This is a genomic window from Mesorhizobium sp. P2_H9 (assembly GCF_056403215.1).
In genome coordinates this window covers 257,895-280,811 of record NZ_JBFUFX010000002.1, presented here as the reverse complement: position 1 = coordinate 280,811, position 22,917 = coordinate 257,895, and the positions used below count along the sequence as shown (strand labels likewise).

General features: G+C 63.6%; 21 protein-coding genes. 11 read left to right on the top strand and 10 right to left on the bottom strand.

Going from position 1 to position 22,917, the window contains the following annotated elements:
* On the top strand, positions 1-1,668 hold the full coding sequence (locus tag AC1DXN_RS04380) for an ABC transporter ATP-binding protein (RefSeq protein WP_477245697.1): 1,668 nt from the start codon (positions 1-3) through the stop codon (positions 1,666-1,668).
* 21 nt (positions 1,669-1,689) lie between these two features.
* Positions 1,690-3,060, top strand: coding sequence for an alpha-galactosidase (melA, locus tag AC1DXN_RS04375; RefSeq protein WP_477272958.1), 1,371 nt, complete (start codon positions 1,690-1,692; stop codon positions 3,058-3,060).
* A gap of 67 nt (positions 3,061-3,127) precedes the next feature.
* Here the strand turns inward: melA and AC1DXN_RS04370 are convergent, their stop codons facing one another.
* The 6 genes from AC1DXN_RS04370 to AC1DXN_RS04345 all read right to left on the bottom strand — a co-directional run bounded on the left by AC1DXN_RS04370 (position 3,128) and on the right by AC1DXN_RS04345 (position 8,933).
* Entirely contained in the window at positions 3,128-3,955 is an 828-nt protein-coding gene (locus tag AC1DXN_RS04370) for a GNAT family N-acetyltransferase (RefSeq protein ID WP_477272960.1), read from the bottom strand.
* Between the two features lie 5 nt (positions 3,956-3,960).
* Positions 3,961-4,707, bottom strand: a complete 747-nt coding sequence (locus AC1DXN_RS04365) for an aspartate/glutamate racemase family protein (RefSeq protein ID WP_477272962.1) — start codon at positions 4,705-4,707, stop codon at positions 3,961-3,963.
* An 8-nt stretch (positions 4,708-4,715) separates the two neighbouring features.
* Positions 4,716-5,534, bottom strand: a complete 819-nt coding sequence (locus tag AC1DXN_RS04360; RefSeq protein ID WP_477272964.1) for an ABC transporter permease — start codon at positions 5,532-5,534, stop codon at positions 4,716-4,718.
* 1 nt (position 5,535) lies between these two features.
* The gene (locus AC1DXN_RS04355; protein WP_477272966.1) at positions 5,536-6,447 is read right to left on the bottom strand and encodes an ABC transporter permease; all 912 of its coding nucleotides are present in this window, start codon (positions 6,445-6,447) and stop codon (positions 5,536-5,538) included.
* Positions 6,448-6,517: 70 nt separating this feature from the next.
* Positions 6,518-7,810, bottom strand: coding sequence for an ABC transporter substrate-binding protein (locus AC1DXN_RS04350; RefSeq protein WP_477272968.1), 1,293 nt, complete (start codon positions 7,808-7,810; stop codon positions 6,518-6,520).
* 34 nt (positions 7,811-7,844) lie between these two features.
* A complete protein-coding gene (locus AC1DXN_RS04345; protein WP_477272970.1) occupies positions 7,845-8,933 on the bottom strand; it encodes an ABC transporter ATP-binding protein in 1,089 nt (362 codons plus the stop codon).
* A gap of 261 nt (positions 8,934-9,194) precedes the next feature.
* Here AC1DXN_RS04345 and AC1DXN_RS04340 point away from each other — a divergent pair, with 261 nt between their 5' ends.
* The 3 genes from AC1DXN_RS04340 to AC1DXN_RS04330 all read left to right on the top strand — a co-directional run bounded on the left by AC1DXN_RS04340 (position 9,195) and on the right by AC1DXN_RS04330 (position 11,960).
* Positions 9,195-9,908 (top strand): GntR family transcriptional regulator, encoded by a 714-nt coding sequence (locus AC1DXN_RS04340; RefSeq protein WP_477272972.1) that lies wholly within the window; start codon positions 9,195-9,197, stop codon positions 9,906-9,908.
* 187 nt (positions 9,909-10,095) lie between these two features.
* Positions 10,096-10,959: a hypothetical protein gene (locus AC1DXN_RS04335; RefSeq protein ID WP_477272974.1), complete on the top strand. Its 864-nt coding sequence runs from the start codon at positions 10,096-10,098 to the stop codon at positions 10,957-10,959.
* 137 nt (positions 10,960-11,096) lie between these two features.
* Positions 11,097-11,960: a hypothetical protein gene (locus AC1DXN_RS04330; RefSeq protein WP_477272976.1), complete on the top strand. Its 864-nt coding sequence runs from the start codon at positions 11,097-11,099 to the stop codon at positions 11,958-11,960.
* 9 nt (positions 11,961-11,969) lie between these two features.
* On the opposite strand, the gene AC1DXN_RS04325 is transcribed toward AC1DXN_RS04330, so the two are convergent.
* Positions 11,970-13,184, bottom strand: coding sequence for an ROK family protein (locus AC1DXN_RS04325; RefSeq protein WP_477245719.1), 1,215 nt, complete (start codon positions 13,182-13,184; stop codon positions 11,970-11,972).
* Positions 13,185-13,403: 219 nt separating this feature from the next.
* On the opposite strand from AC1DXN_RS04325, the gene AC1DXN_RS04320 reads away from it, so the two are divergent.
* The 6 genes from AC1DXN_RS04320 to AC1DXN_RS04295 all read left to right on the top strand — a co-directional run bounded on the left by AC1DXN_RS04320 (position 13,404) and on the right by AC1DXN_RS04295 (position 19,487).
* The gene (locus AC1DXN_RS04320) at positions 13,404-14,642 is read left to right on the top strand and encodes an extracellular solute-binding protein (RefSeq protein WP_477272978.1); all 1,239 of its coding nucleotides are present in this window, start codon (positions 13,404-13,406) and stop codon (positions 14,640-14,642) included.
* An 83-nt stretch (positions 14,643-14,725) separates the two neighbouring features.
* Positions 14,726-15,610 (top strand): carbohydrate ABC transporter permease, encoded by an 885-nt coding sequence (locus AC1DXN_RS04315; RefSeq protein ID WP_477245723.1) that lies wholly within the window; start codon positions 14,726-14,728, stop codon positions 15,608-15,610.
* The gene (locus AC1DXN_RS04310) at positions 15,610-16,455 is read left to right on the top strand and encodes a carbohydrate ABC transporter permease (RefSeq protein WP_477245725.1); all 846 of its coding nucleotides are present in this window, start codon (positions 15,610-15,612) and stop codon (positions 16,453-16,455) included. Before AC1DXN_RS04315 ends, AC1DXN_RS04310 begins: the two co-directional genes overlap by 1 nt.
* Positions 16,456-16,457: 2 nt before the next feature.
* Positions 16,458-17,474 carry an SIS domain-containing protein gene (locus AC1DXN_RS04305; protein ID WP_477272979.1) on the top strand — a complete coding sequence of 339 codons (1,017 nt, stop codon included), beginning with the start codon at positions 16,458-16,460 and terminating at the stop codon, positions 17,472-17,474.
* Complete coding sequence (locus tag AC1DXN_RS04300) at positions 17,474-18,412, top strand: PfkB family carbohydrate kinase (protein WP_477272981.1); 939 nt, start codon at positions 17,474-17,476, stop codon at positions 18,410-18,412. Before AC1DXN_RS04305 ends, AC1DXN_RS04300 begins: the two co-directional genes overlap by 1 nt.
* Positions 18,399-19,487 carry an ABC transporter ATP-binding protein gene (locus AC1DXN_RS04295; RefSeq protein ID WP_477272983.1) on the top strand — a complete coding sequence of 363 codons (1,089 nt, stop codon included), beginning with the start codon at positions 18,399-18,401 and terminating at the stop codon, positions 19,485-19,487. Before AC1DXN_RS04300 ends, AC1DXN_RS04295 begins: the two co-directional genes overlap by 14 nt.
* Before the next feature lie 57 nt (positions 19,488-19,544).
* Here the strand turns inward: AC1DXN_RS04295 and amaB are convergent, their stop codons facing one another.
* The 3 genes from amaB to AC1DXN_RS04280 form a co-directional block, all read right to left on the bottom strand.
* On the bottom strand, positions 19,545-21,056 hold the full coding sequence (gene amaB, locus AC1DXN_RS04290) for an L-piperidine-6-carboxylate dehydrogenase (RefSeq protein ID WP_477272985.1): 1,512 nt from the start codon (positions 21,054-21,056) through the stop codon (positions 19,545-19,547).
* A gap of 183 nt (positions 21,057-21,239) precedes the next feature.
* A complete protein-coding gene (locus AC1DXN_RS04285; RefSeq protein ID WP_477272987.1) occupies positions 21,240-22,514 on the bottom strand; it encodes an RNA polymerase sigma factor in 1,275 nt (424 codons plus the stop codon).
* Positions 22,511-22,885 carry a YciI family protein gene (locus AC1DXN_RS04280; protein WP_477245736.1) on the bottom strand — a complete coding sequence of 125 codons (375 nt, stop codon included), beginning with the start codon at positions 22,883-22,885 and terminating at the stop codon, positions 22,511-22,513. The genes AC1DXN_RS04285 and AC1DXN_RS04280 overlap by 4 nt, the downstream gene beginning before the upstream one ends.
* Positions 22,886-22,917 lie beyond the last annotated feature (32 nt).

Below are 22,917 nucleotides of genomic sequence, written 5' to 3'. Positions count from 1 at the left end.
ATGGCTCTCGCACTCGTCAACACCTTCGCCCCGCCTGTCCGGCTCGATCATGACGGACGTTCGGAAAACCCGGTCATCGACGCCCGCAACATCGCGGTCGATTTCAAGGTCGAACACGGCACGGTCGAAGCCGTCAAGGACATCTCGTTCCAGCTCTATCGCGGCGAGACGATCGCCATCGTTGGCGAATCCGGATCGGGCAAGTCGGTGACGGCGCGCACCGTCATGGGGCTGCTGTCCAAGCGCGCCGTGGTGTCGGCGAAATCGACAGTCGAGTACGATGGCGCCAACATCCTGAAATTCTCCGAACGGGAGCGGCGCAAACTGCGCGGCGACCGCATTTCGATGATCTTCCAGGAGCCGATGAGTTCGCTCAATCCGATCTACACGATCGGCAGCCAGATCGTCGAGGCGATCCGGGTGCATCGCAAGGTGAGCCGCAAGCAGGCCGAGGCACGAGCCCTGGAATTGCTGCAACAGGTGCAGATACCAGACCCTTCCGCGCGGCTGCGGCAATATCCGCACCAGCTTTCCGGCGGCCAGCGCCAGCGTGTGATGATCGCCATGGCGCTCGCCAACGATCCGGACGTGCTGATCGCCGACGAGCCGACAACGGCGCTCGACGTCACGGTTCAGGCGCAGATCCTGAACCTCATTCGCAACCTGCAGAAACAATTGCGGATGGCGGTGATCCTGATCACCCACGACCTGACGGTGGTGCGGCAGTTCTCCGACTATGTCTATGTCATGCAGCACGGCGCCATGTGCGAGCACAATGTGACGGACAGGCTTTTCGCCGATCCGCAGCATCCCTATACAAAGCATTTGCTGGCCTCCGAACCGCGCGGCCAGGCCAATCCGCTGCCGGAAGGCGCCGGCATCATCCTCGATGCCAAGCGCGTGCGCGTCTCCTTCATGCTGCGGCATGGCACGTTCCTGAAACCGGACCTGCGCGAACTCGTCGCCGTCGACAGTCTCGACCTGACCCTTTGCCGCCACGAGACACTGGGCCTCGTCGGCGAATCCGGATCGGGCAAGACGACCTTCGGTGAAGCGCTGCTCAGGCTCAACACCAGCAGCGGCGGCGAGATCTACTTCGACGGCCAGCCGATCCATGGCCGGTCGCGGGCGGAGATGCGACCGTTGCGCTCGCGCATGCAGATCGTCTTCCAGGATCCGTTTTCGTCGCTCAACCCGCGTATGACGATCGGCCAGATCATCGAGGAAGGGCTGGTCGTTAACCGGATCGGGGCGACCAAGAACGACCGCATCGACCGGGTGCGCGACGCGCTGACCAGCGCCGGCATGCCGGGCAACATCCTCTCGCGCTTCCCGCACGAGTTCTCCGGCGGCCAGCGCCAGCGCATCGCCATCGCCCGCGCCATTGCGCTGGAACCCGAGTTCATCGTGCTCGACGAGCCGACATCGGCGTTGGATCTCTCGGTCCAGGCGCAGATCATCGAACTGCTGCGCAAGCTGCAGCGCGAACGCGGCCTCAGCTACCTCTTCATCTCGCACGATCTCAAGGTCGTCCGCGCGCTCTGCCACCGTGTGATCGTCATGCAGCACGGCAAGATCGTCGAAGCGGGGCCGGTCAACGAAGTTCTGTCCAATCCCAAAACCGCCTACACGCAACGGCTCGTCAAAGCCGCTTTCGAGGTAGCCTGATTGCATTTGCCGGAGACTGTAATGACAAGAAATCCCAAGATCACATTCATCGGAGCTGGCTCCACGGTGTTCATGAAGAACATCGTCGGCGACGTGCTGCAGCGTCCGGCATTATCGGGGGCAAGCATCGCCCTGATGGACCTCAACCCGCAGCGCCTCGAAGAGAGCGCCATTGTCGTCAACAAGCTGATCTCGACTCTCGGCGTCAAGGCCAAGGCCGAAACCTATTCCGATCAGCGCAAGGCGTTGAAGGGCGCGGATTTCGTCGTCGTCGCCTTCCAGATCGGTGGCTACGAACCCTGCACGGTCACCGATTTCGAAGTCCCGAAGAAATACGGCCTGCGCCAGACCATCGCCGATACGCTGGGCGTCGGCGGCATCATGCGGGGCCTCAGAACCGTGCCGCATCTCTGGAAGGTCTGCGAGGACATGCTCGCCGTCTGCCCGCAGGCGATCATGCTGCAGTACGTCAACCCGATGGCGATCAACACCTGGGCGATATCAGAGAAATACCCCGAGATCAGGCAGGTCGGCCTCTGCCATTCGGTGCAGGGAACGGCGATGGAACTGGCGCACGACCTCGACATTCCCTACGAGGAAATCCGCTACCGCTCGGCCGGCATCAACCACATGGCCTTCTACCTCAAATTCGAGCATCGCCAGCCGGACGGCTCCTATCGCAATCTCTATCCCGATCTCGTGCGCGCCTATCGCGAAGGCCGGGCACCGAAGCCGGGCTGGAACCCGCGCTGCCCAAACAAGGTGCGCTATGAGATGCTGACGCGGCTCGGCTACTTCGTTACCGAAAGCTCGGAACATTTCGCCGAATACACGCCCTACTTCATCAAGGAAGGCCGCGACGATCTGATCGAAAAATTCGGCATCCCGCTCGATGAATATCCCAAGCGCTGCATCGAGCAGATCGAACGCTGGAAGGGACAAGCGGAAGCCTATCGTTCAGCCGACAGGATCGAGGTCGAGCAGTCGAAGGAATATGCGTCTTCGATCATGAATTCGGTGTGGACGGGCGAGCCGTCTGTGATCTACGGCAACGTCCGCAACAATGGCTGTATCACCTCGCTGCCCACCAATTGCGCGGCCGAGGTGCCGTGCCTCGTCGATGCCTCCGGCATCCAGCCTACCTTCATCGGCGACCTGCCGCCGCAGCTGACCGCGCTGATCCGCACCAACATCAACGTGCAGGAACTGACGGTTCAAGCGTTGATGACGGAAAACCGCGAGCATATCTATCACGCGGCGATGATGGACCCGCACACGGCGGCCGAACTCGACCTCGACCAGATATGGTCGCTGGTGGATGAATTGCTCGCCACCCATGGCGACTGGCTGCCGGCCTGGGCGCGTAAAACGCCAGGAGCCCGGGCGGCCTGACCGTCGTTTCCGAAATCCGACTGGGAAGAACGAGGCGGCAATGACCGCCCGTGCCCGGGGCTCGGCTTCAGCCGAGCTCCAGGGTCGTTATCCCGAAAACTCCTGACGGGGCAGACACGCCTCCCCTGTACATCCGGGTCGTTGTGAAACCCGGTGACAGACCGGCCGCCTCGAGCGCGGCGATGAACCCGCCATTGGTTGCGGGAGCATCGATGTGCAGGGTGCCGCTTGCCTGCAAGCCTGCCAGTCCCGTCACCAGTTGCAGCGCAATGTCCATGTCGTCGGCGAACAAAGGCCCGATCTTGAAGCCGTCTTGGCACTGCCGCGCGACGCCATAGCCGGCAATCCTTCCTGCGTTCACGACCGCAAGCGCGTTGCGCGGTGGCCGCAACCATTCCTGCAGGAAGGCTTGCCGCGGCGCCGGAAAGCAGTGGCGGTCGTAAGCCAGGATATCGGCGAGAAGGTCTGGCGTGACAGGTCGGATGTCGCCCTCGCTGGCCACACCTGCAGCGCGGCCGCTGTGGCGAATGGTGTCATAGGCAGGCACGAAGCCCATGCTGCGGTAATTGGCCTGATGCTCGGCAACACCGTCGAGGCCGATCGTGCGGTTGCCAAGCCGCGCCATGCCTGCGTCCCACACCGCCTTGCCATGGCCGTGGCCACGCCGGTCCGGACGGCAGATGTAGAGGCCGATGAAGCCGAAATCGTCGCCATAGGCGACAGCCGAAATCCCGGCCACCATCTCGTCATCGACAAAGGCGCCGATGAAGCCTTCAGGATCCGCCGCGCGGAACGCCGCGGCATCGCCGAAGCCGGGGTTCCAGCCTTCCAAAGCCGCCCAGTCGACAAGCGTTTCCACTTCGCTCTCAGCGAGCGTCCGGATCGTTCGAGGCATTGCAATCACTCGGCGGCGACAGGTCCCGGTGCAAAGGATTCTAGTGCGCCACGATAGGGCTTTGCCAGCGGGTTTGCATAGGCGCCACGCTTGGATGTCGACAGGCCAAGCGCGATCAGCGCCTCGGCCTGTTTGACCGCGGCGCCGACGCCGTCGATGACCGGAACGCCGAACTCCCGGCTCAGCGCGGTGGCAAGGTCGGCCATGCCGGCGCAGCCGAGCACGATGGCTTCGGCGCGATCGTCGTCGATGGCGCGTGCAATCTCGCCACGCAGTTTTTCGACCGCACCGGATGCCGGGTCTTCAAGCGCGAGCACTGGAATATCGGCGGCCCGCACGCGCGCCCGGCCCGCCATGCCGTAACGCTGCACCAGCGCCTCGACGGGAACCCATGACCGTGTGGTCGTCGTCACCACGGTGAAGCGCTGGGCGATGAACGAGGCGGTGCTGAGCGCGGCCTCGCAGATGCCGATGACCGGAATGTTGGCCATGGCGCGCGCGGCGTCGAGGCCGGTGTCGTCGAAGCAGGCGATGATCGCAGCCTGCGCGCCCGAGCGCTCGCCGGCGGCGATTTCGACCAGCAGGCCCGGCACGGCCAGCGCTTCATCGTAATAGCCTTCGATCGAAACCGGCCCCATCGACGAGGTGACGGCGACGATCTCCGTCCAGGCGCCGGCCGCCGACCGCGCCGCCGCCGCGATGGTTTCGGTCATGCTGGCAGTGGTGTTCGGATTGACGACGAGGATCTGCACTGCGGTTCTCAAACCCTTGCCCGGCGGCGGCCGACATAGAGGATGGCGCCGAGCGTCGCCAGGATCACCAGGAAGGAAAACACCGTGGTCACGGTGCCCAGCGCATAGAGCACCGGCGTCGTGACGTTGGTGGTCATGCCGTAGATTTCCAGCGGCAGCGTGTTGAAGGTGCCAGACGTCATCAGCGTGCGGGCGAACTCGTCATAGGACAGCGTGAAGCCGAAAAGGCCGACGCCGATCAGGCTCGGCGCGATCATCGGCAGCACGACATGCGCGAAGGTCTGCCAGGACGTGGCGCCAAGATCCCGCGCGGCTTCCTCATAGGCCGGCGAAAACCGGTTGAAGACGGCGAACATGATCAGCACGCCGAACGGCAAGGTCCATGTCAGATGAGCACCGAAGGCAGACGTGTACCAGGCGGGACGAAAACCGATCTGCTGGAAGACGACGCCGATGCCGAGCGAGATGATGATCGACGGCACCACGAGGCTGGCAACGGCCAGGTAGAACAGCGCGGTGGCGCCGCGAAATTTCTGGCGGAAGGCGAGGCCGGCAAGCAGCGACACGACAACGGTGACGATCATCACCATGACACCCAGCATCAGCGAGCGCTTGAAGCTGCCGCCGAAATCACCGACCGCCTGGCGCTCGAACAGATTGGCGAACCAGTGCAGCGACACGCCATTGAGCGGAAACGTCAGGCCGCCATTCTCACCCTGGAAGGACAGGATCAGGATCGCCGACAGCGGACCGTAGAGAAACAGCACGAACAGCGCGAAGAACGCCGCCAGCACGTAGAATTCAAGAGTGCGCTTCTCGTGGCTCACGTCAAAGCTCCTTGCGGATGTCGACGATGCGCAGGATGCCGGCGACCATCAACAGCACCAGCACCAACAGCACGACCGCATTGGCGGCGGCCGCCGGATACTGCAGCAGCGACATCTGGTTCTTCATCATCAGCGCCACCGAGGCGCTCTGGCCGCCCGACATCACCTGCACGGTAGAGAAATCGGCCATCACCAGCGTGACGACGAAGATGGTGCCGATCGCCATGCCGGGCTTGGCCAGCGGAATGACGACATTCCACAACACCTGCCAGCCGGAAGCGCCGGCGTCGCGCGCGGCCTCCAACAGCGACCGGTCAATGCGCATCAGCGTGTTGAAGATCGGCGTCACCATGAACAGCGTGTAAAGATGCACCATGGCCAGCACCACGGCGAATTCGGAATAAAGCAGCCACTCGATCGGCTTCGGCACCAGGCCCAGTTGCACCAGCGTCGAGTTGATCAGCCCGTTGCGGCCGAGCACCGGAATCCAGGAAATCATGCGGATGATGTTTGAGGTCAGGAACGGCACCGTGCAGACCAGGAACAGCACCATCTGCATGGCCGTGGTGCGGATATGGAAGGCAAGGAAATAGGCCACCCAGAAACCGATGAACAAGGTCAGCGCCCAGACGATGGCTGCGAATTTGATAGTGTTGAGATAAGTCTTCCAGGTCACCCAGGAGCCGAGCACGTCGGAATAGTTGGTGGTCAGGAGATCCGGATACATCGCCGCGAAGTCGTAGTCCCAGAAGGAGACGACGACGATCATGATGATAGGCAGCAGCAGGAATGCGCCGAGGATGAGCGCCAGCGGCGCTGATTGCAGGTAGGGCGTGACGGCACTGAACGACCAGCGGCGGCGCCTGGCGGGCTTGGCGGCGGCGATTGCGGGGCGTTCGAGCGCGACTGTCATGCGGGATATCCGACGAGCTGTGGTGTTGCGGATGACGGCGGCGTCGCCGCCGTCATCCGCGATCAGTGCATCACGCCGCGATGAACTCGTTCCAGCGCTTCACCATGTAGCGGTCCTCGTCCATGACCGAGTTCCAGCAGGCGACCTTGCCCATGCGCTCTTCGAACGAGCCGCCGTCGCGCACGGCGCCGGCCTTTTCCATAACGGTGCCGTCTGGCGCCTTGATCTCGCCCTTGGCCGGCTTGCCCTCGATCCAGTAACCCCACTCGTCCTCGGACATGAACTTCTTGGCCGACACCATGTTGGCGGAATAGTAGCCCTGGCGGTTGAGATAGCCGCCTACCCAGCCGGACGTGTACCAGTTGATGTATTCATAGGCAGCGTCGAGTTCGGCGCCCTTGAGGTGGGCGGCGAGGCCAAGGCCACCGCCCCATGAGCGGTAGCCTTCCTTGAGCGGCTGGAAGCGGCAGGCGATGCCCTTGGAGCGCACGGCGGCGACGGCCGGCGACCACATCGACTGGATCACCACTTCGCCCGACGCCATCAGATTGACGCTCTCGTCGAAGGATTTCCAGAAAGCGCGGAACTGGCCAGCCTGCTTGGCTTTGATCAGGAAGTCGATCGTCTTGTCGATCTCTTCCTTGGTCATGTTGCCCTTGTCGGCATATTTGATGTTGCCGGTGGCTTCCATGATCATTGCCGCGTCCATGATGCCGATCGACGGGATGTTGAGGATCGCGGTCTTGCCCTTGAAGGCCGGGTCCATGATGTCGGCCCAGGTGGTGATGTCGCGGCCGACGAGGTCGGGACGGATGCCAAGCGTGTCGGCGTTGTAGATGGTCGGCACCATGGTGAACCAGTTGGTCGGCGCCTTGGCGAAGGTCTTCGAGTCCTGCGCCTCGACATAGCCGACCGTGTGCGGCGCGGTGCCCTGGGCAATCACGCTGTCGGGCGTCAGCTTGCCGGTTTTGAACAGCGGCACCAACTCGTCATAATATTTCAGCTTGCTGACATCCATCGGCTGCAACACGCCGCTCGGAAACACCTTCTTGCAGATCCAGTATTCGATGTCGGCAATGTCGTAGCTGTCCGGTTGCGTCACCGCGCGTTGGGCGGCGGCGTCGGAATCGGTCGCGGTCATTTCCAGCGTAATGCCGAGATCGGCCTTGCACTTGTCGGCGATGGCGTTGAGGTTCGACACGCCGGTGCCGAACTGGCGCAGCGTGATGTTCGACTGCGCCCAGATGGTCGGGAAGCCTGATATGGCGCCGGAGCCGGCGGCAAAACCGACGGCCGCAGCCCCTGTCTTGAGCAGCGAGCGGCGGGAAATTCCTGTCTTCTTGGTGTCGGTGGTGTTGGTCATTTTCTGTTCCCCTTTTCTGGTTGGTTATGCTGGTTCAGGAATCGAGACGGCCGAGGACGATGGCGTCCGCGGGGTCCCAGGCGATTGGCACCGCATCGCCGACGGCCACCGGCTTGGCGAAGAAGCTGGTGTCGTCGACGATGACGGTGAAATCCTCGATGCCGGCGCCGTTGACCGAGAGCTTCACGGTCGAGCCGCGGTACTCGATGTTGGAGATGATGCCGGTGAAGCCGAGCCCGCTGGCCGGCGGCTCACCGATCCGCACATGATCGGTGCGAATGGCGATGTCGATGGGCTCACCGGCCTGCCTGCTCTGCCCGCTGGCTGCCAACGAGATACCACCCGGCACATCGAAGACGACCATGCCGTCGCGCTCACCACTGACGCGGCCGGAGATGACGTTGTGGTCGCCCATGAAACGGGCGACGAAGGCGGTGGCCGGTCGCTCGAAGACGTCGCGCGGTGGTGCCGCCTGCTCGATGCGGCCGTCATTCATCACCACGATCAGATCGGCCAGCGCCATCGCCTCTTCCTGGCTGTGGGTGACATGGACGAAAGTGATGCCGAGCGACGCCTGCAGTTTCTTCAACTCGGCCCGCATGCGGATTTTCAGGAACGGATCGAGCGCCGACAGCGGTTCGTCGAGCAACAGCGCCTCGGGGTCGGTAATCAGCGCGCGGGCCAGCGCCACGCGTTGCTGCTGGCCGCCTGAAAGCTGCGCCGGGCGACGGCCGGCATAGGCCTCCATCTGCATCAGCTTCAGCATGTCGAGCGCCTTGGCGCGACGCTCCTCCTTGCCGACGCCTTTCATCTTGAGGCTGAACGCGACATTGTCGATCAGGTCGAGATGCGGAAACAGCGCGTAGGACTGGAACATCATGGCAGTGCCGCGCTTGGCCGGCGGCAGATCGGTGACCACCACATTGCCGAGCCGCACATCGCCGCTGGAAATGCTCTCATGCCCTGCGATCATGCGCAGCGTCGAGGTCTTGCCGCAGCCGGAGGGACCAAGCAGGCAGCAATAGGTGCCGGCCGGAATTTTCAGGCTGATGTCTTCGACGGCGGTGGTTGCGCCATAGACTTTCGAAACGGACACGATGTCGATTTCGGCGGCTTTGGACATCCGGCTTCCCCTTTGATCGGATTAACCAAAGCATCATGCGTGCCAGTCGCTCGCCGTGAGCCTCAAGCGTTTGAATCCTTGGAAAAATCAGCCCCGAAGCCGACTGCCCGCCGAAATGGCATACTTGTGCAATGCACAAATAATGAGCGATTGTTTTCGATCTGCGCAAAAATCGTATGCAATCTTTTCTGCGATCGTGTTCACTTTGGCTCTCGTCCGAACGCCCCGATTCAGGATAGAAAGGCGCGAGGGTGCGCAGCCATGAACATTGCCGACCAGACTTTCCCTGCTATCGACAACGCCAATGAGGATCGTGCCCAGGCGATCCGCGACCAGTTGCGCGATGCGATCGTCGACCGCCGGCTGGCACCCGGAACCAAGCTGTCGGAAGGCGAGGTCGGCACATTGTTCGATGTGTCGCGGACTGTCGCCCGCGCGGCCCTGCAGATGCTGTCCTTCGAAGGCCTCGTGCGCACCGAGCGCAACCGCGGCGCCTTCGTCGCCAATCCGTCGCCGGAAGAAGCCCGACAGGTCTTTGCCTCGCGCCGGCTCATCGAACCCGGCATCGCCATTGCAGCCGCCGGAAGCATCACGCCGGAGCATGTCCTTGCGTTCAAGGCTCAGCTCGAGGAAGAGGGTCGCTTCATTGCCGAACGCGGACCGACCGCGAGACGCTCCGAAATCAAGGCGTCAGGTGATTTTCACTTGCTGCTGGCCTCGGTGGCCGGAAACGTCATCCTGCAGCGCTTCATGGAAGAGCTGGTGGCGCGCTCCTCGCTGGTGATCGCGCTCTATGGCCGCTCCGGCATTTCGAGCTGCGGCCACAACGAGCACATGCAGATTCTCGACGCGCTCGAAAACGGCAATGCCGAACGCGCCAGCGCGCTGATGCTGCACCATATCGACCACATCGAAGCCGATCTCGACCTTCGCGTCAGGGGTGGTCCGGCACTGCGGGAAGCGCTCGAAATCTGACGCCGCTCCTTCAACCAGGGTAAGACGGGCACCTGCTCCACGAACAGTTGCCAACAGTTGGCCGCAAGTATTGGGTGCGATCGGCTCGGGCCTATTGTCCAGACTGGAACGTCTAGACACGAAGTGTGAAGGCTGAAAATGTAATCTGTGTCTTCGCAGGCCGGGGGGCTGGGTCGGAGCGAGGAGGATGGCGCTGAACTTGGAAGATATTGCCGGCCATCCGGCATTGCATCGCGGTGTCCGGGAGCAGTCACTGGCCCTGCTCCAGATTTATGAAGCGACGCCGCGCCTTGCTTCGGTGTTCGCCACGCAGCAGCGTTGGCTGATGGCCCATGTCGGCCTGGCCTTGCATTTCAGGCGAGACCCGCACGACCGTCACACCGAGGTGACTGTGACGCGTTTCATGGAGGCCATCCGCCGCAATTCGGTGGCCAGCCGCAACACCGCCGACGCTTTCATCAAGGAGATGTTGCACTACCACATCATTGAGTATCTACCGAAGACCGAGGACGGTCGTGCCCACCCCTTTCAGGTGACGGCGGCCACGCTCAAAGCATTTGCTGGCTGGGTCGTTGCCCATCTGCGCACGCTGGACAGTCTCGATGGCGGCAGCCGGTTGGCCATGTTCCTCGAACGACCCCAAATGATTGCCAAATTGCAGCCGCTGGTGGCGGACGGCCTGCTCTCCTCCAGCCCCGTGCGCGAGCCCAAACAGACCTTTTCGCTGTTCATCTGGCTCAACAATGGCGGCATCGTCATGGACAGGCTGATGTCCGGCATCGATCCCGACCATGCCGGCCTCGATCGTATCCCGACCAGTGTCGTTTCGATCGCTGAGTTTGCCGATTGGCTCAAGCTGTCGCGAACCCATCTGGCGCGCAAATTGCGCGATGCCGAGGCGCTCGGCAGTATTGGCTGGCTGGGCCAGCCCGGCCATTCGGTCATGTGGGTGTCGAACCAGTTTTACCAGGAGTACATGACGGTCCAGGCCGCAAAGCTCGCCATCGTCGAGGCAGCCTTCCAGGCGTGTTTTCCGACAGCTGAGGCGTAGCAACCACCTGCAGAACACAGCCATGATCGATCCTTTGTGTCGTCCTGATTTTGGGCGTCTGGACACAAGCGGCGAAGACTGAAAATGTGATTTTCTTCTTCGCAGCCGGGAGGCTGTAGCGGCGCACGGGGGAGGATATGCTGACCTTGGAAGATATTGCCGGGCATCCGGCATTGCACCGCTGTGTCCGGGCGCAGGCGCTGGCGATGGTCAAAGCCTTCAGAGCCGCCCCGCGCCGCTCTTCGGTGTTTGCCACGCAGCAGCGCTGGCTGATGGCGCATCTCGGCCTTGCAATGCATTTCAGGCGGGATCCGAACGACTATCGCAAGCAACTGACGATAGCCCGTTTCATCGACATGATCGGTCAGCACTCCGTCGCCAGCCGTAACACCGGTGACGCCTTCATCCGCGAGATGCTGCACTATGATTTCATCGAGTATCTGGAAAACAGCGAGGACGGGCGCATCCGCCCTCTGCAGCCCGCAGCAGCTACGCTGGAGGCGGTGACCGGCTGGCTTCTTGCCCATCTGCAGACGCTGGACAGTCTGGACGGCGCCAGCCGGCTTGCGAATTTCCTCCAACGACCCGACGCGCTCGCAAGGGTGCAGCCGCTGGTGGCCGACGGCCTGGTGTCGTCGAGTCCGGTGCGTGAGCCAAAACAGACCTTCTCGCTGTTCACCTGGCTCAACAATGGCGGCGTCGTCATGGACTGGCTGATCTCGGGCGTCGACCCCGACCATGCCGGGCTGGACCGGATCCCGACCGGCGTGGTGTCGATCGGCGACTTCGCCAACTGGCTCAAGCTCTCGCGCACCCATCTTGCCCGCAAACTGCGCGATGCCGAAGGGCTCGGCAGCCTCGGCTGGCTCGGCCAGCGCGGCAAATCCATCATGTGGATCTCGAACAGTTTCTATCAGGAGTACATGACCGCCCAGGCCGTCAAGCTGGCCATTATGGACGCGGCCTTCGCAGCGTGTTTTCCGCCATCGAATGGCGCTTGAACGTCGATTTCAGGACCCGCCGGAGCGTGTCTTCAGGATCGCTGAAAACCGCGGGTCGAAGGCGCGGCTGATCGGCTCGGCCGCGGCACCGAGCGCAATCGACCAGGGATCGGTGATGCCGAGTTGCAGGCGTGGCAACAGCCGTCCGGGCCGGTCGGCGATCGACGGCAGCAACGGGTGCATCGCCTCCAGCAGGCGGCGGGCCAACGCTTCCGGTGCGCCGCTGGTCAGGATGACGGTCTGCGGATCGAAGATCGTTTCGATGAGATGCACGCTCCAGCGCAGATCATGCGCAGCACCCTCGATCCAGCCCATGATCTTGGGATCCTCGGCCACGGCCAGTGCATTCATCCGCTCGTAGAGACCTTCGTCGGCGAGGTTCATGTCGAGGTGCTGGTAAAGTGAGGCGAGCGAGGCGCGGTGCTCGAGCGGCGTCGAGCCGGGACCAGCCGGCGACAGCAGCGCCATGCCGATCTCGCCGGCATTGCCGTTGCCGCCGCTGTACAGCTCGCCGTTCAGGATAAGCCCGGCGCCGATGCCGTAGCCGACATAGAGGCAAACCGCATGATCGACACCATGCGCGGCGCCGACGATCCGCTCTGCCGTTGCACAGGCGGCAGCGTCGTTCTGCAGCCCGACATTCAACCCGGTGCCTGCGGCAAGGGTTTCCAGCAGCGGAAATTTCTGCCAGGCCGGCATCATCCATTTGTCGTCGGAATTCTTCACCCCGAACGGGCCGGGCATGGCGACGCCAAGGCCGACGAGCCGGCTTTCGGACTGGCTGGAAATATCGGCCAGTTGGCGTCTGACGCCGGCGATCAGGCCGAGGATGATTTTGACGCCTTGTGAGGGCTCGTCGACGGGCAGGTTGGCTTCGGCGCGCGCCAGCACGCTGCCGACCAGATCGACGGCGACCGCCCGCGTCACATGCCGGTCGATCTGCAGCCCGATGGCGAAGGCGCCTTCCGGAACCAGCCTGTAGGGAGTCGAGGGTTGTCCCCTGCCCTTGCGCACCGTGTCGAGGGCAATGACCAGGCCATCGCGCTCAAGGTCGTCGATGATGTTGGAAACCGCCTGCTTGGTCAGTTGTGTCGCCCGTGCCAGGTCGGCGCGCGAAAGCGCACCGTTGAGCCGCAGCGCCTCGATCATGACACGGCGGTTGTGCGCGCTGGTGCCTTCCTGGTTGGTGCCGCTTTTGGCGCGGATCGGGCTGATATCGTTCACCGGCGTTTCCCTCTTGACTCCAGTAAACTATTGATCGACTAATTAAGTCAAGCGGATTGACTTAATGGTGAAACGGGCGCTCCAGAAAAAGATGGCCAAGGCTGAATGCCTATCGCCACCGATCGCTCCGGGGAACAAAAGGTCACGCGACATCAGTTCGAGAAGGCGGTGCAACGCCGGCGCCACCAACTCGCCAACGCTGGAAAATGGGAGATGAAAATGTTGAAATCGATTGGTATGGCACTTTTGGGCGCAGTCTTCGCAGGAGGATTGCTGGTTCCTCACGCTTTCGCAGAAACCTCGCTGAATGCGCTGTTCATGGCGCAGGCCGCCTACAGCGAAGCCGATGTCCGCGCCATGACGGACGCCTTCACCAAGGCCAATCCGGACATCAAGGTCAATCTCGAATTCGTCCCCTATGAGGGCCTGCACGACAAGACCGTGCTGGCGCAAGGATCGGGTGGCGGCTATGACGTCGTGCTGTTCGACGTCATCTGGCCGGCTGAATATGCCACCAACAAGGTGCTGGTCGACGAGTCGTCGAAGATCACCGACGACATGAAGAAAGGCGTGCTGCCCGGCGCCTGGACCACCGTCCAGTATGACGGCAAATATTACGGCATGCCCTGGATCCTCGACACCAAGTACCTGTTCTACAACAAGGAGATCCTGGAAAAGGCCGGCATCAAGGCGCCGCCCAAGACCTGGGAAGAACTGAACGAACAGGCCAAGATCATCCAGGACAAGGGCCTGCTCAAGACCCCCATCGCCTGGAGCTGGTCGCAGGCCGAAGCCGTGATCTGTGACTACGCCATGCTGGTCAGCGCCTATGGCGGCGACTTCCTCAAGGACGGCAAGCCGGACTTCCAAAACGGCGGCGGGCTCGACGCGCTGAAATACATGGTCGCCAGCTACAAGTCCGGCCTCACCAATCCCAATTCCAAGGAATTCCTCGAAGAGGACGTCCGCAAGGTGTTCGAGAACGGCGATGCCGCCTTCGCGCTCAACTGGACCTATATGTACAACATGGCCAACGACCCCAAGGACAGCAAGGTCGCTGGCAAGGTCGGCGTCGTGCCGGCGCCCGGCATTGCGGGCAAGAGCGAGGTTTCGGCCGTCAACGGTTCGATGGGCCTTGGCGTCACCGCGGTCTCCAAGCACCCGGACGAAGCCTGGAAGTACATCGAGTTCATGACTTCGCAGGCAACGCAGAACCAATACGCCAAGCTCTCGCTGCCGATCTGGGCCTCGTCCTATGACGATCCGGCGGTCACCAAGGGCCAGGAAGAACTGATCGCCACCGCCAAGGTCGGGCTTGCCGCCATGTATCCGCGCCCGACCACGCCGAAATACCAGGAGATGTCGACCGCTTTGCAGCAGGCGATCCAGGAATCGCTGCTCGGTTCGGCTTCGCCGGAAGACGCGCTGAAGACGGCTGCTGAAAACAGCGGTCTTTGAGCCCAGCTGTTCGTTGAGCACGGGCGGCGAAAGGCCGCCCGTGCTATCTCTCAAATCGCGATGAATGAAGAGAGGCTGCTCCGATGTCGAGCACCTGGATGACAACCCGTGCGTGGCTGCTGATGCTGCCGTTGCTCGTGGTCATGGTCGCCGTCATCGGCTGGCCGCTCGTCGACACTGTCGGCCTGTCCTTCACCGACGCTAAGCTGGTCGGCACGGAGGGCTCGTTCGTCGGCATCGACAACTACACCAAGATGCTGTCCAGCTCGAATTTCTCGCGCACGCTGGTCACCACGACCTGGTTTGCTGTCGCCTCCGTCGCCATCGAAATGGTGATCGGCGTCCTGGCCGCACTGCTGCTGAACCAGGAGTTTCGCGGTCGTGCCTTTTTGCGGGCGCTGATGATTCTGCCCTGGGCATTGCCGACCGTGGTCAACGCCACGCTGTGGCGGCTGATCTACAATCCGGAATATGGCGCGCTGAACGCGGCGCTGACGCAGCTGCATCTCATCGACGCCTACCGCTCCTGGCTCGGTGAGCCAGGGACGGCGTTGGCGGCATTGATCGTCGCCGACTGCTGGAAGAATTTTCCACTGGTGGCGCTGATTGCGCTGGCCGCCCTGCAAGCGGTGCCGCGCGACATCACCGCTGCCTCGCTCGTCGACGGCGCCGGACCTTTCGCCCGCTTCCGCTTCGTCATCCTGCCCTATCTCGCCGGACCGCTGATGGTGGCGCTGGTGCTGCGCACCATCGAGGCCTTCAAGGTCTTCGACATCATCTGGGTGATGACCCGCGGCGGCCCTGCCAACAGCACGCGCACGCTGTCGATCCTCGTCTACCAGGAGGCCTTTTCCTTCCAGCGCGCCGGCTCCGGCGCCTCGCTGGCGCTGATCGTCACCTTGCTCGTCACCGTGCTCGCCGTCGCCTATGCAGCACTTGTGAGGAAGACCGCCGGGAGTGCCAACTGATGGAACGCAAGAGCCCTGCCTTCACCGTCTTCATCTACGCATGCGCGCTGCTGCTTGCCGTGGTGATCCTCGCTCCTATCGCCTGGCTGTTCATCATGAGCATATCGCCGGCCGCCGACCTGGCCGCCAAGCCGCTGCGCTGGTGGCCGCAAAGCGCCGACTTCTCGCGCTACCGGCAATTGCTGTCGACGGGCGAGAACAGCGCCGGCGCCGCCTTCACCGCGTCGCTGCGCAACAGCCTTGAGATCGCCGGCATGGCGACCATTGCCGCCCTGCTGCTCGCCATTCCCGCCGGCTGGGCCGTCTCGCGCACGCCGTCGATCGGCTGGTCGCTGTCGATGGTCATCGCCACCTATATGCTGCCGCCGGTGGCACTCGCCGTGCCGCTCTATATGGGTCTTTCGCATCTTGGCCTGCTCAACAACGTCTTCGGCCTGGCGCTGGTCTATCTGACCATCCTGGCGCCGTTCACCACCTGGCTGATGAAGGCGGGATTCGACTCGATCCCGCGCGAAATCGAAGCGGCGGCGATGATCGATGGCGCCGGCCTGTTCCAGACGCTGCGCATCATCACGCTGCCGCTGGCAGCCCCTGTCATGGCGACCTCGGCACTGTTTGCCGTGCTGCTTGCCTGGGACGAGTTCTTCTACGCGCTGCTTTTCACCTCCGATCAGCGCGCCAAGACGCTGACCGTCGCCATCGCCGACCTCGCCGGCGGCCGTGTCTCCGACTACGGGTTGATTGCTACAGCCGGCGTGCTGGCCGCCTTGCCGCCAGTGCTGATCGGGCTCGTCATGCAACGTGCCCTGATTTCCGGCCTGACCAGCGGTGGTGTCAAAGGATGACGATGACTGTACAAAAACCGCGGCCTTCCGGGCTCGCTGCGATCGACCGCGAAATGGCGCGCCAGCATACGGATGCGATCGCGTCTTTCCAGGACAACGCGGTAATGGCGACCAAAATCGCCACCTCGATACGACGGACCGGCCGCCTGCTTCTGCTCGGCATGGGCGGCTCGCATGCCGTGGGACGCGCCGTCGAACCGCTCTATCGCGCCCATGGCGTCGAGGCCATCGCGTTGCCACTGTCCGAGCAGCTTGGCCAGCCGCTGCCGATCGCCGGCAGGACCGTGCTCGTCACCTCCCAGTCCGGCGAAAGCGCCGAGGTCGTGCGCTGGTTCGCGGAAGCCGGCGCTGCCTCCGACGCGTTCGGCCTGACGCTGGAGAGCGCCTCATTCCTCGCCAGAACGGTGCCCTGCCTGGTTGGCGCCGGCGGCACCGAGCTGGCCTTCGCCGCGACCCGCAGCCTGACTGTCAGCTTTGCTCTGCATCTCGCGATCCTGGCGGCGCTTGGCGACGACCCAAGCGCCGCGCTGGGCCTACTGGATCAGCCACAGGACAACGACATCACACAGGCGCTTGCAGCACTGGATACTGTCACGACCATCGTCACCTCGGGCCGCCGGCTGCAAGGTCTCGCCGAAGCCCTGGCGCTCGGCCTCACCGAACTGTCGCGATTGCCCTGCTTCTCCCTTGAAGGCGGCCAACTCCGTCATGGACCGATGGAGATGCTCGGCCCGCACTCCGGCGTCATCCTGTTTCGCGGCAGCGACCCGACATCGGAGCTGGTCACCGCCATGGCCGTTTCCGTCGTGGAATCCGGCGCGCGCCTCATCATCTTCGATTCCTCAGGGCAAGCGCCTGTCGCCGGCGCCGTCACGCTGTCGTTCAAGCCAGCCTCCGGCCTGGCGGCGATCTTTGCCATGCTGCCGGTGGCGCAGCGGCTGATGATCGCCTTTGCCGACGCTCGCGTCGACGATGCCGGCACGCCGGTTCGCTCCACCAAGATCACCCGGAGCGAGTGATGCGACCGCTTGCAGTGATCGGCAACGTCAATGTCGACCTGATTGTCGGCCCCGTCGCGCCATGGCCGGCGGCGGGCACGGAAACGGTCGTCGACCACGACGAATTGCGCGTCGGCGGCCAGGCCGGAAACAGCGGCCTCGCCTGGATGGCGCTCGGTGTCGATTTCGAGATTGCCGCCAATGTCGGTTACGACCAGTTCGGCCGTTGGTTGCGCGAGGCCTTCGGCAGCCGGGCGCAGAAATGGCCGGTGCGCCCCGAAGGCACGACGCTGTCGGTCGGCATGACCCACCCCGATGGCGAGCGCACCTTCTTCACCACGCGCGGCCACTTGCCGCGCTTCAGCCTTGCCGACGTCCTCGCCGTTCTCGACGGCAAGCAGCTCTCCGGCGGGTACGCGCTGTTGTGCGGCTCCTTCCTCACTGATGATCTGACCGGTGACTACAAGGCGTTTTTCGACTGGGCGGACGAGCACGGCATTGCCGTCGCGCTCGACACGGGTTGGCCGATGGCTGGCTGGACGGCGGCCAACTGCGCCGCCGCGCGCGCATGGCTATCTCGCTGCGATCTCGCACTTTTCAATGAGGTCGAGACGCTCACCCTGGCGGGGCTTGAAAGCCCCGTCGACGCCGCACGCGAGATGAGGTCCAGCATGAAGAAAGGCGCAACCGTCGTCGTCAAGCGCGGACCGGACGGCGCGCTCGCCATCGGCCCCGACGGTGCCCTGGTCGAGGCGCCGGCGCCAAACGTGAAAGTCGTCGACACGATCGGCGCCGGCGATGTCTTCAACGCTGCCTTCCTCGCCGCACTGGCGCAGGACCAGCCGCTGAGTTCCTGCCTGTCGGCCGCCACGCATGTGGCGTCCCGTGCGATATCCACTCTGCCCCGCAACTATGGCGGGCCCATGCAATTCGAGGACGCCGTCCATGAGCGCGCTTGAAATCCGCAATATCCGCAAAAGCTACGGCGCCGTCGAAACGCTGAAAGGCATCGACATCGCGCTGGAGAGCGGCGAATTCCTGGTGCTGCTCGGTTCGTCGGGCTGCGGAAAGTCGACGCTGCTCAACATCATCGCCGGGCTGGCCGAGGCGACCAGCGGCGATGTGCTGATTGGCGGCCGCTCGGTGCTTGGCGTCCATCCCAAGAACCGCGACATCGCCATGGTCTTCCAGTCCTACGCGCTCTATCCGAACCTGACCGTTCACCGCAACATCGGCTTCGGCCTGGAGATGCGCAAGGTCCCAGCCGCCGAGCGCGACAAGACGGTGCGCGAAGCGGCAAAACTGCTGCAGATCGAAGCCCTGCTCGACCGCAAGCCGAGCCAGCTGTCCGGTGGCCAGCGCCAGCGCGTCGCCATCGGCCGGGCACTGGTGCGCAAGCCGCAGGTCTTTCTGTTCGACGAGCCGCTCTCCAACCTCGATGCCAAGCTGCGCCTCGAAATGCGCACCGAGCTCAAGCGCCTGCACCAGCTCCTGCAGACCACCGTCGTCTATGTCACCCATGACCAGATCGAGGCGATGACGCTGGCGACGCGGATCGCCGTCATGCGCGACGGCAGGATCGAACAGCTCGGCACGCCCGAGGACATCTACAATTATCCGGCGACGCTCTATGTCGCCGGTTTCGTCGGCGCGCCGTCGATGAACATGCTGCAGGCCGTGGTCGAGAACGGAACGCTGGCCATTGCCGGCTCGGCTGTGCGATTGCCCTTGCCCGCCCGTTTCAGAAACGCGGTCAAGGATGGCGCACAGGTGGTTGTCGGCATCAGGCCCGAGGCGCTTCGCCTTGCCACCGGCGCGGCAGCGGAATTGTCATTGCCGGTCGAAATCGACGTCGTCGAGCTGACCGGCCCCGAGCTGGTCACCACCGCCCGGATCGGCACGCAAAGGCTGACGGCATGCCTGCCGCCACGCGCTCGCGTGGCCAAGGGCGAAACATGCACGTTCGCCTTCGACGAAGAGACCTTGCGCCTCTTCGATCCCACGACCGGCAAGGCCTTTGACGCCGTGCCATAGAAACGAAAACGGGCAACGCCTCACGGCGCTGCCCGAATGCTATTTCCAACGAATTCCTCAGTCGATGTCGAAGGACACGCCCTGCGCCAACGGCAGCGCCTTGGAATAGTTCACCGTGTTGGTGGCGCGGCGCATATAGGCCTTCCAGGCGTCGGAGCCGCTCTCGCGGCCGCCGCCGGTTTCCTTTTCGCCGCCAAACGCGCCACCGATCTCGGCGCCCGACGTGCCGATATTGACGTTGGCGATGCCGCAGTCCGAGCCGTCGACACCGAGGAAGCGTTCGGATTCCTGCAGGTCGCGGGTGAAGATCGAGGACGACAGGCCGGCGCCGACCGCATTGTGCTCGTCGAGCACGGCGTCGAAGTCGGAATACTTCATCACATAGAGGATCGGCGCAAACGTCTCTTCGGTGACAGGAGCCACCTGCTTCGGCATTTCGACCAACGCCGGATGCACGTAATAGGCATCGGGATGACCGTTCTCAACCCGCGAGCCGCCGGTCAGCTTACCGCCGTGAGCGGTGGCTTCCTTGAGCGCTTTCTGCATGGCGTCATAGGCTGCCTTGTCGATCAGCGGACCGACCAGCGACGACGTCTCCAGCGGATTGCCGACAGAAACGCTCTCATAGGCCTTCTTCAAGCGCGGCAGCAAAGCATCATAGACGCTGTCATGCACGAACAGGCGCCGCAGCGTCGTGCAGCGCTGTCCCGCCGTGCCCATGGCGCCGAAGGCGATGGCGCGCAACGCCATGTCGAGATCGGCCGAAGGGCAGACAATGCCGGCATTGTTGCCGCCGAGCTCCAGCACGGCCCGGGCAAAGCGCTTGGCCAAGCGCGGGCCGACGTCGCGGCCCATGCGGGTCGAGCCGGTGGCCGAAACCAGCGCCACCTTCGGATGGTCGACCAGGATCTCGCCGACGGCGCGGTCGCCGATCAGCACCGGTGCCAGCCCTTCCGGGGCATCGCCGAAACGCTCCGCCGCGCGCTTGAAGATCGCCTCGCAGGCAAGGGCCGTCAGCGGCGTCTTTTCCGACGGTTTCCACACCACGGCGTCGCCGCAAACCAGCGCCAGCGCCGTGTTCCACGACCACACCGCCACCGGGAAGTTGAAGGCCGAGATAACGCCGACGACGCCGAGCGGGTGCCAGGTTTCCATCATGCGATGGCCGGGACGCTCGGTGGCGATGGTCAGGCCGTACAGCTGCCGGGAAAGGCCTACCGCGAAATCGCAAATGTCGATCATCTCCTGCACTTCGCCGAGGCCCTCGGACGGGATTTTGCCGACCTCGATCGACACCAGCCGGCCGAGTTCGGCCTTGTGTGTGCGCAGTTCCTCGCCGAGCAGCCGCACCAGTTCGCCGCGTCTCGGGCCTGGCACCATCCGCCAGGTCTGGAAAGCCTTGTGGGCGGCTTCGATGGTCTTTGCCGCATCGGCCGGTGAGATCGTCTTCAGCGCCGCAATCTGCTCGCCCGTCACCGGGCTGCGCACGATGAGATCGCCACCCGCAAGCGCGCCCTTGGCGACACCCAGTTTCACCAGCAGCTCAGCCGTTTCCTTCGCTATCGTCATTTTTGTCCCTTTCAGAGTCCGCTGCTTACTGGCTGGCGGCTCAAGCCTTGCGTCATGCCTTCTCGGTGCCAACTGGCACAGGAGGCGCTGTCATGGCGTGCCATTACCTGTTTCAGGGAAAAATCGCCACCCCGGCATGGTCCAAGCCGGGCTCAGACCATTGAACCAGACGAATGAAAAGGATCAGAGAGCCGCTTTGGTGACACCTTTTGCGGCACCATCCTTCATCAAGCGGTCGATATGCATGCGGATATGGGCCGCTTCGGCAGCGGTGTTGGCCAGCGCGATGGCACGGTCGAAGGCGACGCGCGCCTCTTCGCCACGGCCAAGCTGCATCAGCAGGCCGCCCTTGAGGCCGAAGAAGTGGAAATAGCCGGAAAGCCTGGATTCCAGCGGCTCGATCATGGCAAGCGCCGCTTCCGGGCCGCGCACCTTGGCAACGGCGACCGCGCGATTGAGGGTGATGACCGGCGATGGCTGCATCTGTTCGAGCAGGCTGTAGAGCAGGTCGATTTCAACCCAGTCGGTATCCTCGGCCCGTTCCGCCCGCGCATGCAGCGCCGCAACCGCCGCCTGCACCTGGTAGGGACCGGGTTTCTGGTGGCGCAAGGCCTTGTCGACCAGCGCCAGGCCTTCGTCGATCATCTTGCGGCTCCACAGGCTGCGGTCCTGGTCCTCGAGCAGCACAATCTCGCCGTTCTCGTCGAAACGCGCCGGCGCCCGCGCATGCTGCAGCAGCAACAGCGCCGCCAGCCCCATGATCTCCGGTTCAGTCTGGAACAGACGGAGCAGCAGCCGTGCCAGCCGGATCGCCTCTTCGCAGAGCGGCGCGCGCGCCGGCGCCTCGCCGCTGTTGGTCGAATAGCCTTCGTTGAAGATCAGATAGACCATGGCCGCGACAGCTGCGAGCCGCTCCGATCGCTCGACCGCGCCCGGCGTCTCGAACGGCACGCCGGCGTCGGCAATACGCGCCTTGGCGCGGGTGATGCGCTGCTCCATGGCGCTTTCACCGACAAGGAAGGCGCGCGCGATCTGCTTGACGGCCAGGCCGGAAACGATGCGCAGCGCCACCGCAATCTGCTGCGTCGGCGGCAGGTCTGGATGACAGCAGATGAACAACAGCCGCAAGATGTCGTCGCGGTAGTGCGCGCCGTCCAGCCGCTCGGCGATATCGCTCTCGGCATCCTCGAGGTCGGAGATCTGGTCCTCTTCCGGCAGCGGCGCCTGTTTGGCGCGCTTGCGCACCGCGTCGATGCCGCTGTTGCGGCCGACGAAGATCAGCCAAGCCGCCGGATCGCGCGGCGGGCCGTTTTTCGGCCAGTTGTTCAGCGCTCTCAGGCACGCGTCCTGGAACGCTTCCTCCGCCGCATCGAGATCGCGGAAGTAGCGCAGCAGCGCGCCCATCGCCTGCGGGCGGGCGGTGCTGATCGCCGTGCTGATCCAGGCGAGCTCGGTCATACGGGAACTCTTGCGGGGTTGAAGAGGGAAACAGGCCGGATCTCGTAGGAGCCGCCGCTTGGGTTGACCTCGGAAAGCTCACGCGCGAACTCGACCGCCTCGTCGAGATCGGCGCATTCGAGCGTGTAGAAGCCGAGGAACTGTTCCTTGGTCTCGGCGAACGGGCCGTCGATGACCACCGACTCGCCCTTGACCCTTCGCAGCGTTGTCGCCGCCGTTGTCGGCAGCAGGCGCGCCACCGGGCCAAGACGGCCGGCTTTGGCGTATCTTTCCTGGACGTCGAGCAGATTGGCCATGACCTCGTCGTCCTGCGCCTTGCTCCAGGAGCAGACGACATCTTCGGAGGCGTAGCAGAGGATAGCGTAGAGCATGGGACGTCCTTTTCTCTATCAAAGGACGAAAC

Coding starts and splice junctions, on each gene's coding strand:
- AC1DXN_RS04380 (WP_477245697.1), top strand. CDS start 1: ATGGCTCTCGCACTCGTCAACACCTTCGCCCCGCCTGTCCGGCTCGAT.
- melA (WP_477272958.1), top strand. CDS start 1,690: ATGACAAGAAATCCCAAGATCACATTCATCGGAGCTGGCTCCACGGTG.
- AC1DXN_RS04370 (WP_477272960.1), bottom strand. CDS start 3,955: ATGCCTCGAACGATCCGGACGCTCGCTGAGAGCGAAGTGGAAACGCTT.
- AC1DXN_RS04355 (WP_477272966.1), bottom strand. CDS start 6,447: ATGACAGTCGCGCTCGAACGCCCCGCAATCGCCGCCGCCAAGCCCGCC.
- AC1DXN_RS04350 (WP_477272968.1), bottom strand. CDS start 7,810: ATGACCAACACCACCGACACCAAGAAGACAGGAATTTCCCGCCGCTCG.
- AC1DXN_RS04345 (WP_477272970.1), bottom strand. CDS start 8,933: ATGTCCAAAGCCGCCGAAATCGACATCGTGTCCGTTTCGAAAGTCTAT.
- AC1DXN_RS04340 (WP_477272972.1), top strand. CDS start 9,195: ATGAACATTGCCGACCAGACTTTCCCTGCTATCGACAACGCCAATGAG.
- AC1DXN_RS04335 (WP_477272974.1), top strand. CDS start 10,096: ATGGCGCTGAACTTGGAAGATATTGCCGGCCATCCGGCATTGCATCGC.
- AC1DXN_RS04330 (WP_477272976.1), top strand. CDS start 11,097: ATGCTGACCTTGGAAGATATTGCCGGGCATCCGGCATTGCACCGCTGT.
- AC1DXN_RS04320 (WP_477272978.1), top strand. CDS start 13,404: ATGTTGAAATCGATTGGTATGGCACTTTTGGGCGCAGTCTTCGCAGGA.
- AC1DXN_RS04315 (WP_477245723.1), top strand. CDS start 14,726: ATGTCGAGCACCTGGATGACAACCCGTGCGTGGCTGCTGATGCTGCCG.
- AC1DXN_RS04310 (WP_477245725.1), top strand. CDS start 15,610: ATGGAACGCAAGAGCCCTGCCTTCACCGTCTTCATCTACGCATGCGCG.
- AC1DXN_RS04305 (WP_477272979.1), top strand. CDS start 16,458: ATGACTGTACAAAAACCGCGGCCTTCCGGGCTCGCTGCGATCGACCGC.
- AC1DXN_RS04300 (WP_477272981.1), top strand. CDS start 17,474: ATGCGACCGCTTGCAGTGATCGGCAACGTCAATGTCGACCTGATTGTC.
- AC1DXN_RS04295 (WP_477272983.1), top strand. CDS start 18,399: ATGAGCGCGCTTGAAATCCGCAATATCCGCAAAAGCTACGGCGCCGTC.
- amaB (WP_477272985.1), bottom strand. CDS start 21,056: ATGACGATAGCGAAGGAAACGGCTGAGCTGCTGGTGAAACTGGGTGTC.
- AC1DXN_RS04285 (WP_477272987.1), bottom strand. CDS start 22,514: ATGACCGAGCTCGCCTGGATCAGCACGGCGATCAGCACCGCCCGCCCG.
- AC1DXN_RS04280 (WP_477245736.1), bottom strand. CDS start 22,885: ATGCTCTACGCTATCCTCTGCTACGCCTCCGAAGATGTCGTCTGCTCC.